Annotated in this window: 12 protein-coding genes; all 12 read left to right on the top strand. The window is 29.8% G+C overall.

Translation table 11 applies throughout. The features are described 5' to 3' along the window. The first annotated feature begins 82 nt into the window (after positions 1 to 82). The 12 genes from ACFQ5N_RS02165 to ACFQ5N_RS02110 all read left to right on the top strand — a co-directional run bounded on the left by ACFQ5N_RS02165 (position 83) and on the right by ACFQ5N_RS02110 (position 10,717). A complete protein-coding gene (locus ACFQ5N_RS02165) occupies positions 83 to 1,618 on the top strand; it encodes an SGNH/GDSL hydrolase family protein (protein WP_386807334.1) in 1,536 nt (511 codons plus the stop codon). A 65-nt stretch (positions 1,619 to 1,683) separates the two neighbouring features. After that, positions 1,684 to 2,016 (top strand): hypothetical protein, encoded by a 333-nt coding sequence (locus tag ACFQ5N_RS02160; RefSeq protein WP_386807333.1) that lies wholly within the window; start codon positions 1,684 to 1,686, stop codon positions 2,014 to 2,016. Next, positions 2,013 to 2,369 carry a M15 family metallopeptidase gene (locus ACFQ5N_RS02155; RefSeq protein WP_386807331.1) on the top strand — a complete coding sequence of 119 codons (357 nt, stop codon included), beginning with the start codon at positions 2,013 to 2,015 and terminating at the stop codon, positions 2,367 to 2,369. The genes ACFQ5N_RS02160 and ACFQ5N_RS02155 overlap by 4 nt, the downstream gene beginning before the upstream one ends. Before the next feature lie 11 nt (positions 2,370 to 2,380). Further along, a complete protein-coding gene (locus tag ACFQ5N_RS02150) occupies positions 2,381 to 2,707 on the top strand; it encodes a hypothetical protein (protein ID WP_386807329.1) in 327 nt (108 codons plus the stop codon). Positions 2,708 to 2,709: 2 nt separating this feature from the next. After that, the gene (locus ACFQ5N_RS02145) at positions 2,710 to 3,480 is read left to right on the top strand and encodes a hypothetical protein (protein WP_386807327.1); all 771 of its coding nucleotides are present in this window, start codon (positions 2,710 to 2,712) and stop codon (positions 3,478 to 3,480) included. Positions 3,481 to 3,482: 2 nt separating this feature from the next. Next, positions 3,483 to 3,701, top strand: a complete 219-nt coding sequence (locus ACFQ5N_RS02140) for a hypothetical protein (protein ID WP_386807325.1) — start codon at positions 3,483 to 3,485, stop codon at positions 3,699 to 3,701. Between the two features lie 4 nt (positions 3,702 to 3,705). Beyond that, positions 3,706 to 4,158, top strand: coding sequence for a hypothetical protein (locus tag ACFQ5N_RS02135; protein WP_386807323.1), 453 nt, complete (start codon positions 3,706 to 3,708; stop codon positions 4,156 to 4,158). A gap of 9 nt (positions 4,159 to 4,167) precedes the next feature. Next, positions 4,168 to 5,502, top strand: a complete 1,335-nt coding sequence (locus ACFQ5N_RS02130) for a hypothetical protein (RefSeq protein WP_386807322.1) — start codon at positions 4,168 to 4,170, stop codon at positions 5,500 to 5,502. A gap of 660 nt (positions 5,503 to 6,162) precedes the next feature. Further along, entirely contained in the window at positions 6,163 to 7,434 is a 1,272-nt protein-coding gene (locus ACFQ5N_RS02125) for a hypothetical protein (protein WP_386807321.1), read from the top strand. Between the two features lie 151 nt (positions 7,435 to 7,585). After that, the gene (locus ACFQ5N_RS02120) at positions 7,586 to 8,380 is read left to right on the top strand and encodes a hypothetical protein (protein WP_386807320.1); all 795 of its coding nucleotides are present in this window, start codon (positions 7,586 to 7,588) and stop codon (positions 8,378 to 8,380) included. A gap of 164 nt (positions 8,381 to 8,544) precedes the next feature. After that, positions 8,545 to 9,774 carry a PDDEXK-like family protein gene (locus tag ACFQ5N_RS02115; RefSeq protein ID WP_386807319.1) on the top strand — a complete coding sequence of 410 codons (1,230 nt, stop codon included), beginning with the start codon at positions 8,545 to 8,547 and terminating at the stop codon, positions 9,772 to 9,774. A gap of 268 nt (positions 9,775 to 10,042) precedes the next feature. Beyond that, on the top strand, positions 10,043 to 10,717 hold the full coding sequence (locus tag ACFQ5N_RS02110; RefSeq protein WP_386807318.1) for a vWA domain-containing protein: 675 nt from the start codon (positions 10,043 to 10,045) through the stop codon (positions 10,715 to 10,717). The last annotated feature ends 3 nt before the right edge of the window (positions 10,718 to 10,720 follow it).

Below are 10,720 nucleotides of genomic sequence, written 5' to 3'. Positions count from 1 at the left end.
TATATGAAGAAAGTTACGGACCAAGCTATTACGCTGAAGATTGGTTTGAATAAAATTAAAAATTAATATAAAAAGATAATAAATGTCATTTACGTATAGAGAAGAAAAAGGATCACCATTAACATCAAGTGAAATTGATGCGAATTTTAAAGAAGTTGAAAATTTAAGTTTGGCAACCCAAAAGCCAACCGAATATGAAACTTTGGCGTTTGCAATGGCTGTTGATCCGCTGCCGGTAGATTACACACCTTTTACAATTCGTGCCGGTGGTGCTGAAGATGGGTATTATATTTATTTAGCTTCTGAAACTAATGGGTATAAATCAACCGGTGATTTTGAAACACCAGGGTTAAACACAAGTACTTTAAACCCAACAGGCACAACATTAGCTGAAACTGGTAAAACCGTTGCGGATTATGTGGCATCAAAAAGAGGTGGTGCAATTGCAGCAGGTGATGAAAGAGATGTTAGCGGTGATAAAATTAATACTGAATTTGATATTGTTAATGCGGATTTAGATAAATTAAAAACATTAACACCAGATAATAATATTGACCATACATTAAATAATATAAATAACGTAATAAGTGGGTCTACAATAGTTTCAAATAAAGTATATACGCAAGAGGTTACTATATCTTCAATTTACGCTAAAACAGGCACATTAACATCTACTGATATTAGTTGTTATATATATGTAGTGGATGCGAGTAATGTAATTACACAAGATTTAGGAATTGTAAATATATCAAGTGCAGTTTCAGATACTCAATATGAAATTTATAGCGGTAGTATTACGCTGCCTATTGGTCATAAAGTTGGCTTGGTTTTAGGTGACAATTTCTCTATGAGGTATAACGCAACTACTGATTCAGGTGGGTTTATCTTCCAATATACAAACGACCCAAACAAGGATAAAAATAAAGGAGAGTCTATTTTTTCATCTACAACACAAGATTTTACTTTAGCAATTTCATTAGGTTGGGATGCTACTTCTTTAGATATAAATAAAGACGCTATTGGCAATAATTTATATGGTTCAGTTTTGTGTGGTATTGGTGATTCAATGATGGCAGGTCACACGTTAAATGCTGATGAAGTTTACGCTTATAAAATCGCTGAAAGAAACGGAATGACTTTTACAAATGCAGGTATAAATGGAAACTTTTTAACTGATAATGGTGGTAGTGGCACACCTTTAGTTAACAGGGTTACGGATATTCCTTTAGATACTGAAATTTTAATTGTCGATATTGGAACAAATGATGCTAATTCATTGGTTACAATAGGAAGCGAAAACAGTACAGATATCACAGAATTTTACGGTGCTTTAAATTCGTTTTTAGAAGATGCTGTAAATAGGATTCCAAGCGCAAGAATTATTTTTATTTCGCCATATTTAAGAAATGTAAATTATCAAAATTATGTTGATGCTTTAAAAATTGGGTGTGGTAAATATGGTATTCCTGTTTTTGATAATATAACAGAGGGGTTAATTAAATGGGATAATACGGCACAGTATGAGTTATTTACACTTCAAGATGGTTATCATTTTAATGCGGTAGGTCATTTAAGAAGTAGTTATAAGTATGAAAGTTTTATGAAGTCAAAATTCTAATGATAAAGCCAATATTTGATAGAATATTAAACATAGCAATCATCCAAAAATAAAACCACAAACCAATGCCACAAAAAGCAATTACATTAATAGCGTTTATCACCAATAGTTTGTGGTTTAAAACCGCATACGGAATAACATTTACCACGCAAACTGCGCTAATGGTGCAGGAATCGTTTGCGACAAACGACAACTTTTTAAATATATTTTTAAACAACACACCTGCAAAGGTGTTATATATTTTCTCAATTGTTTGGGTGTTGTTTAAAATTGTTGATGCCGGTTGTAACACGTGGAAAAAATGGAAAATAAATCAGCTTGAAATTAAAATGAAGCAGGAAGATTTAGAGAGTAAAGAAATTGAAAATGATATTCACCGCAAAGATTTAAACAAATGAAACTAAGCGAACACCAACGTATTTTCACTTTTAACATTAGTAAGTTAATTAATTATGCCTATATGAATGATATGGAACTCACGTTTGGAGAAGCGCGCAGAACCAATGAACAGCAATTAATTTACTTTCAAACTGGTAAAAGTAAAACAATGCGCAGCAATCATTTGCGTGCATTGGCCGTTGATTTTAATTTGTTTATAAAGGGCGAATTAACATATAAATGGGAAGATGTAAAACTGTTGGGTGATTATTGGGAAACATTGCATCCTGCCAACCGTTGGGGTGGCGATTGGAACAAAAACGATATAAAAGATGGTTTTATAGACGCGCCGCATTTTGAAATGAATATATAAAAAACAAAAAAATGAGTGATATAATTAATTTAGACAGAGCGTATAGTGCGCCAATTCAATATCCTATTGGAGTGACTGAAACCATTGAATGGTGTTGGGAAGATGTAACCGAATTAACCGACACTTACAAAATTATAATTGCAACAGCTTCAGGAACTATTATTGAAACAATTACTGAAGATGATACCATTTTAAAACGAGTGGATAACACATTAATTTGGAAAGTAAATTATGAAAAAGGTGTTATTGCCGTAAACCGTTACGATTACGAAGTGTGGAATGTAACCCAAGATTACATAAAATTTAAAGGAAAATTTGAAGTAACTAAAACAATTTAACAATGGAAAATTGGACTATAAAAACTTCAATAACAGAAGCAAATGTTGAAGTAGAACAACAAAAAATAAGTATTAGTGTTTTAGGTGGAAATCCTGGAGCAGCTGGAAAAGATGGTGCCGATGGTTACACACCAATTAAAGGTGTTGATTATTTTGATGGTATTGATGGAACAAATGGAGAAGATGGCGCAGATGGTTACACACCAATTAAAGGTGTTGATTATTTTGATGGTATTGATGGAACAAATGGGGAAGATGGCGCAGTAACCGAAGAAGAACAAACAGAAATTAACCAACGTTTAGATAATTTAGAATTAACTGTTGATGGTGGTGAAGTTGAAGTTTTAGGTGATGAATTAGTTTTAAATGGTGCTTTTGATAGTACTGATAATTGGGTAACGTCTGGTGATTCAATTGTTGAAAGTGGTGTTGGTCGAATATACTCTCCTGATGGAACTATTAGTTCAATTAATCAATACGATGTTTTAGAAGTTGGTAAGACTTATCTCATCACGTTTGAAGTAGTTTCTACAAATGGAACATACCTAAATAATGCTTCAAATTCAATCAAATATGATACTACTAATACGGGCTTTGTTTCTAAAATTATAACAGCAGACCATACCAGCTTAACTTTTAAAAGAGCGTCTGGAATCACTGATATATCAATAGACAACGTTTCAGTAAAAGAAGTAATACAAGTTACAACAACATCAATTACTGATAGATTAGACGCAATTGAAGCACGTTTAGATGCTTTAGAAAATTTATAATTATGGTGGTGTTACAAAAAGATAAATTACTTCATTTCTTCTGTGGCTTTTTTATTTACGCAATTGCAAATATATTTTTAGCTGAAATATACGCTTTGTTAATTGTTTTAATAGTTGCTGTTTGTAAAGAATTATACGATAAATATATTAAAAAAACATTTATAGATTATTTAGATATTGGTTTCACCATTTTTAGCGGTGTAATATTAACTATATTTTAAAATTATGAAAAAATTAATCTACATTATTTTAATTATAAGCTGTTTTGTTGCGTGTAAACCTTCAAAAAATATTGTAGAAACACATTCAACAGATACTATTTACAAAAGCAAGGTTATAACAGTTGATAATCCGCAGTTAACCAATTTGGTTATAGAAAATGTATGTGATTCCGTAGGTAATTTACGACCGTTTGTGTTTAATGCTTCTTCAGGAAAAATTAAAACCGAAATAAAAACAACTGGTAATAAAATTCATATTCATCAAAATATTGATAGTATAAAACAAGTTGCTGTTAACGAATATAAGAGCAGTATAAAAACGCAAACAATTGAAACAATTAAATATAAAAATAAAAAAGTTATGTGGTACAGTATTTTACTAAACATTGCATTGTTGGTGTATATTTTTAGAAAACCAATTTTAGCAGTAATAAAAAAATTTATTTTTCCAATTTAAACCAATGTTATGAAAGTGGATTACAGTATTTATTTAAACGAAGCGCTTCAAATTTATGGTTCGCAAAAAAAGAAAAGCATTACAAAAGTAGCTGAAATATTACATAAAAAACACGCTGTAAAAACTTCCTTTCAAACATTTAGGCGTGGTTTAAGTGATAATTTTAAACGTATAAATGCTGTTGAAACTGCACCGCGAAAAATTTCAAAACGTAAAAAATCAACATCAAAAAAAACAGATGCAAATCCGTTTGTGTTAAGCGCCTGGAATTTTAAAACCGGTGAAATGATGGATATTGATGAATATTGCGAGTTTTACAAATTACCGCGCAACGATGTAAAAAGTTATAAATTAGTAAGCCACACAGGAACACCTTTTTTTAACATTTTATTTAAAGAAAATATTGAAATTTCAAAAGATTTAACTGAAGATTATATTGCCAACGCCGTAAAAAAATACATTCAACCAATTAAATTGCCACAACCAAAAAAAATGGAATCGCCGTTGGTTGATCGTTTAATTTATACTGATGCACATATTGGAATGACACCAAACAAAGATGGTTTTGCTTTGTACGGCGGTAAATGGGATGAAGAAGAATTGTTACAGCATTTAAATGAAACAGTTGCGTTTATTGTTAGTGAGCAACAAGGCAACAAACTAATTATTGATGAATTAGGTGATTTTGTTGATGGTTGGGATGGTGAAACGGTTCGCAAAGGTCATAAATTACCACAAAATATGGACAATCAACAAATGTTTGATGTTGGTTTAAAATTTAAAGTGTTGTTAATTGATGCTTTGGTGCATTATTATAGTGAAATTGAAGTGCATAATATTTGTGAAGATAATCACGCCGGCGCGTTTGGTTATGTAATTAATGCAGCGTTTAAAAATATTGTTGAATTAAAATATAAAAATGTTACCGTTGTAAATCACCGTAAATTTATAAATCATTACTTTTGTGGCGATCATTGTTTTGTAATTTCGCACGGAAAAGATTCACACGCATTAAAATTTGGTTTTAAACCACACCTGGATCCAAAGCAAATTGAAAAAATTGATCAGTATTTAAAACAAAATGGTATTTACAAAAAAGCAGATTACATTGAATTTAGTAAAGGCGATAGCCACCAAATGTTATTTGATTATTGTACTTCAGATGATTTTGATTATATGAATTACCCTGCTTATTCGCCTTCAAGTGAATGGGTGCAAACAAACTTTAAAAAAGGAAGGTCTGGTTTTGTGCTTCAGCACGTAAATCCACACCAAAATTATAAGATAGTAAAGCCGTATTTTTTCACAAGTCAGTACGCAAACAGTACGCAAAAAGCAAGTTAAAACAGTTAATACACTAATAATCAACTTAATACAAAAATTAAAAACTTGCCTTCTAAGCAGGCGGTCGAAGGTTCGAATCCTTCTGCCATCACACAATAACTCACTGATTTTCAGTGAGTTATTTTTGTTTTTAGACATTTTTATTTTTCTTAAAAAAGTTACTTGCACAAAAAAAGCACAAAAATTTTTACTTTTTTCACAAAAAAACCACAAATAAACTCATTAATATTTAAAGAAATATTGATTGTTTTGTGAATTTTAAAATGCCTTTTTGGGTTTATATTTAGACTTCAATTTGCTACTTATTTTGAATAGAAAAGGTATTACCTTACTTTTTTAGGGTTATTCCGTAAATTATGTTGATTTTGTAAAATGAAATTATGTTCTGACAATTATCACCTTTTATTTTAGGAGATAATTTTATTTTTATGCTGTTGAAAAATTGCTAAATGATCAACATTTATTTTTAGAGATACATTAAATATATACTTTTTGGTTTATCATGTTTTATTTGTGTGATAAACGTAATTGTAAAATTTGTGTTTCGTTTGTTTGAAGGTTTTAATAAGTGGTAGTATAACTTGTTTTATCCTAGAATGAATTCCTGTAAATGTTAGTATATATTTAGATATAACGAGTTAGCTGTAATAAAGATAAAAAATGACATTTAGATTCCCAATTCAATGTAAAATATGTAACTTTAAATCATTAGTAAAAGTACAAGCTGGTTATCTTGAAAAAGTACAAGTCCGAATTGGTTGTCCAGGATGTGGTAGTTTATTTAAAGGTGAACTAACACAGGTAGCACCAAACGTTAATTTAAGTTTTGATAATGCAGAACACACTGATGAAGAAAGCCTACCTAGAGATGTACCTGTGATTCCTCTTTCTACTGAATTACCAATTCCGAAACAATCGACAGAATCAATTGGAGGTTCTACTGGAATTACTCTAAATCCATTTATGGCACTAGGAAGTATTCTTCCTTATAAAAAAATTGCTTTATTTCAAGGTAAATATCTTGCTTTTGCAGATTTTAGAGATGCCAATATTGATCATTTAGAAAATATTATAATGCTTTTTCAAAATAAAAAATGGAATTTAGTTATATCAGAGTCTAAAAATCATTTTGGAAATCATATTCCAGAATTAAAGAAAAACTTTAGTGAAGATATTAATAGTTGCTATTTTATCATAAGTGAGATTTTCAAATATTTCATATTAAATACAATTCCTAAAAACTATGAGGATAGTTACACGATAAGATTATTATTTCGAAATACAATTAATCGTTGTCAAAACGATAAAGAAAATTTAGTAAGATTAAAAAATACTTTAAATCAATTTTTTGATGTGGGACGAGAATTTGTAAACGCTTGTAAATTACTTGTGCAATTTATAAAAAACACTCCATCATATGTTCCTGTAATTGGATTAAGCTATATTGGGTTTGCAGAGGAATTTGAAGATAAATTTGGAATTACGACATTTTCATTCGACGACTTAAAAGACAATTATAAAGATTCTTTTGAATTATTAGCTAGATCTTCCATCCTTTACATTGGATTTTCTAATTACTCTAGCAATCGAGATGAAAACAATTTTTCAGGTATTTCGAACTGTAACACCCTGAATCAATTTTACAACCTTAATAATGGACTTAAAAAACAAGTAATTGAACAATACCCTTATTTAAAAAATTATTATAGATTTTTATTAAATAGTCAAATAAGAAATGCTATAGGTCACGCGAAAACTGAATTTTTCACATATGAACAATTGATTAAATATTACCCATACACTGATTTAAGAAAAATAAATAGATTTAAACAAATGTCTTTGACTGATTTTGCATATCATACATATTTAATGAAACTATCTGTTTTGGATTTAATTAGTTTCATAGGAAAATGGCACAAAAGAATGATATAAACTACAGCTAACAACTGGTATAAAAAATTGCTAAATTGAATTAAATAGAATGTTTCCAAAATATAAATAACGAAATTTATACAACGGAAAATTACGTTTCCAAAAACGCAACTTTCCATACCAAAAGTCGTTGGCAACTAGTTTAAACAAAATGAAAAAGAAAAAAATGAAAATTAGAAGAACAATAGAAATTTTAGAAGCTCTAGCGTCTGGCTGTTCTCCACAAACTGGAGAATTGATAGAAAATGACAGCGTCTTAAATGAAAGAGATGTCATTCGAGCATTGGAAAAAGCAATTTCTGAATTAGAAAGAATTAATATTTCAACTGAAAGTAAATCAGAAAACAAAACTCAAACTATTGAATTAAATATTACCACAGAAGAAATTAAAAAGACAATTAAATTATTTCAAAGCATTGAATATAATCCAACATACAGTCGATTGACTCATTTCTTTTTAAAATCTAAACAATTTGACTTTCCTATTTTGAACTCAAACGATCTTTATGGAAAATATTTTGGTTATTATACTAAACAAGACTTACATAAATTTTTCAAACACTATTTGATAGAAAATGGATTTTCTCTTCACGGAAAAGTAAAAAAGGAGAAAAAACCGCAACCTTGGCAAGATATTGAATTTTTCAAACAAGAAAAATTCAATAATTTGACAGATAAAGCAGTTGAACAATTAAAGAGTAAAATAAACGAAATTGGAATTCTTAAAACAGAGGATTTATCTCAGCATACGATAAATTCAAGAGTTAGGTATTTTAGAGCATATGAAAATTGGAATGACTATGAGAAAGAATTATTAGAAAAAGCTATGGAATACACGAATGACCTTGAATTATTGTCCGAATGTTTCCAAAGAGGAAAAGGTTCAATCGAATCTTATGGAAAAAGGCTGATTTATGAAAAAAAACCAGTTGCCAACAACTCATAAAATTCTTGCTCACATTTAAACTAAATATAAAACGACAAACATCCAACTAACGATTTGCTACGTCCGAAAAGTCTCCGATTTTCCAGTCGCACAAATCATTTAAAAACTCGTTAGGTGCTATGATAGTGAGGCAAGAAAGTTGAGAGTCACGAGAAATGAATATTATGAATGATAATTTAAATAAAAAAGTAAAAGATTTCCTTCTCGAAGAATCTTCAAACCTTGATAGAATTGATTTTGAACTTCGCGCATTTAATCCATTTGAAGTTCTCAATGTCGAAGAGTATGAACTTAGACACTCAAATTTTATTTCATGGCTATTGAATCCTTTAGGTTCTCATGCTTCAGATGATTACGTGTTGAAAAGATTTATAATGGAATTAGACCAGATTCCAGATAATAAAAAGATAAAGCTACAAATAAAGGATTTAAGTAAAACCCGAGTTTATAGAGAACGTGATAATGTTGATATTTTATTAGTTAATCATGAAGAGCAATTTGTAATATGTATTGAGAATAAAATTAATGCAGGACGCTCAGGTAATAATCAGCTAATTAGGTACGCAGAAATTGTAGGTTTAGAATGGTCTGAAAAAGGCTATGATACGTTTTTTGTTTTTCTGACAAAACATCAACAATTACTTTCTGATGAAGAAATAAATCTTGGGTATGAAAATATAACATATGACTCATTAGTTGGTATTATTTCAAACTTGCTTTTAGATATACCTTCTCTTGATAGTAAAGTAAAAGATTTTATTGGTTTTTATATTGAAAATTATAAACGAAATTTTATGAATGATGAAAATGAATTATCACAACTAGCTCTTGAGATATATAAAAAACATAAAGAAGCAATAGATTTTATTGTAAGTAAGAAACCAGTAATTCATAGTTCAAAGAATTTTAAATACGTAAAAGACAAAATTGAGAATCACGAGAAATACTCATTGTTATCTCCTAAGGAAAAAGGACTTGTCCGATTCTTACCAAAAGATATTGAAAATGTCTTCACAAATCCAGAATTTAACTCTTGGAGAGATAATAATGTATTCTTTGCGATAGAATTCTTTCTGTTTGAAGAAAGTTTAGATGTGAAGTTTTGCTTTGGTGCAGTCAATAATGAAGAAAAATTTGATGAGTTGCAATCAATTAAAGAGGATTACTTTAATAAAATGTTGAATTTTAAATGTTTCAAACGTAAGCCTAATAACCGAGCGAAGTCAACAAGTAAGTATCCTGGAATTGTTTGGATTACTTTATTAAAAATCACAAGTTCTGATTTCGTAACTTCTGAGAATTTTGAGGAAGCCTTTGACAAGACCTTTGATATATTTGAACAAAACATACTAAATGATTGGATACAAGAAGTAAAAAAAGTAATAGCAGTTTGATAGCGAATAGCTTTGAAACCCCGCACTACGCATATTCGATCCGTCAATACTCAAAACCTGAAACCGAGTAATAATATTAAAAGAGAAACGAAATTTAAAAGTCCGCGTACAAATAGCTCATTTGTTTTTTTCGATAAAATCAAGCCTATCCTAAAAAAAACAAAAGAGCTATTTTTTCCACCCTTTTATGCCTTAATCAATTTAATGCAGATAGAGTGCACCAGTAGACATTTAATTTGTAATGTTTTTATTAAAAAAAATTAATTATATGGAAAATTTAAATGATTTAATTATTCAAAAAGCAAGACCATTACCAGTTATAATTCTAGCTGATGTTAGTGGAAGTATGGCAAGTGACAATAAGATAGGTATTTTAAATAATGCGATGAGGGAAATGATAGACTCTCTGAAAGAAGAGAACTCATTGAGAGCTGAAATACACTTTTCTGTAATAACATTTGGTGGAGATGTTATGCCACACATCAACTTTGCAAAAGCAAATGAGATAAATTGGGTTGACTTATCTGCAAATGGAACAACTCCAATGGGAAAAGCATTTGAGGTAACAAAAACTCTTTTAGAAGATAAAATAATAATTCCAAGTAGGTCATATGCTCCTACTCTTGTTTTGCTATCTGACGGAATACCAACTGATAATTGGGAAGATTCATTAAATGAATTATTATCATCACCTAGAGCTTCTAAGGCATTTAGAATTGCAATGTCAATTGGGGCAGGACAAGATGGGAAAATTGTATTAAAACAATTTTTAGGAGATTCTGAATTAGATGTTTTTGAAGCTGTACAAGCCAGAGATATAAAGAAATTCTTTCGTTTTGTAACCATGAGTGTTTCGCAAAGAGCAAAAAGCGTCAATCCTAACCAACCTGTAAGTGTAAGTTTTGATGATTCAGATGAAAACCTTGATGATTTTGAATTTTAATCT

The sequence above is a fragment of the Lutibacter holmesii genome, assembly GCF_042679665.1.
Lineage (GTDB): Bacteria > Bacteroidota > Bacteroidia > Flavobacteriales > Flavobacteriaceae > Lutibacter > Lutibacter holmesii.
Note: the sequence above shows the minus strand (reverse complement) of the source record. Positions and strands in the feature narration are given on the sequence as shown.

Excerpts from the sequence above, each read along its gene's own strand:
- ACFQ5N_RS02165 (WP_386807334.1), top strand. The coding sequence starts at position 83 with ATGTCATTTACGTATAGAGAAGAAAAAGGATCACCATTAACATCAAGT.
- ACFQ5N_RS02160 (WP_386807333.1), top strand. The coding sequence starts at position 1,684 with ATGCCACAAAAAGCAATTACATTAATAGCGTTTATCACCAATAGTTTG.
- ACFQ5N_RS02155 (WP_386807331.1), top strand. The coding sequence starts at position 2,013 with ATGAAACTAAGCGAACACCAACGTATTTTCACTTTTAACATTAGTAAG.
- ACFQ5N_RS02150 (WP_386807329.1), top strand. The coding sequence starts at position 2,381 with ATGAGTGATATAATTAATTTAGACAGAGCGTATAGTGCGCCAATTCAA.
- ACFQ5N_RS02145 (WP_386807327.1), top strand. The coding sequence starts at position 2,710 with ATGGAAAATTGGACTATAAAAACTTCAATAACAGAAGCAAATGTTGAA.
- ACFQ5N_RS02140 (WP_386807325.1), top strand. The coding sequence starts at position 3,483 with ATGGTGGTGTTACAAAAAGATAAATTACTTCATTTCTTCTGTGGCTTT.
- ACFQ5N_RS02135 (WP_386807323.1), top strand. The coding sequence starts at position 3,706 with ATGAAAAAATTAATCTACATTATTTTAATTATAAGCTGTTTTGTTGCG.
- ACFQ5N_RS02130 (WP_386807322.1), top strand. The coding sequence starts at position 4,168 with ATGAAAGTGGATTACAGTATTTATTTAAACGAAGCGCTTCAAATTTAT.
- ACFQ5N_RS02125 (WP_386807321.1), top strand. The coding sequence starts at position 6,163 with ATGACATTTAGATTCCCAATTCAATGTAAAATATGTAACTTTAAATCA.
- ACFQ5N_RS02120 (WP_386807320.1), top strand. The coding sequence starts at position 7,586 with ATGAAAAAGAAAAAAATGAAAATTAGAAGAACAATAGAAATTTTAGAA.
- ACFQ5N_RS02115 (WP_386807319.1), top strand. The coding sequence starts at position 8,545 with ATGAATGATAATTTAAATAAAAAAGTAAAAGATTTCCTTCTCGAAGAA.
- ACFQ5N_RS02110 (WP_386807318.1), top strand. The coding sequence starts at position 10,043 with ATGGAAAATTTAAATGATTTAATTATTCAAAAAGCAAGACCATTACCA.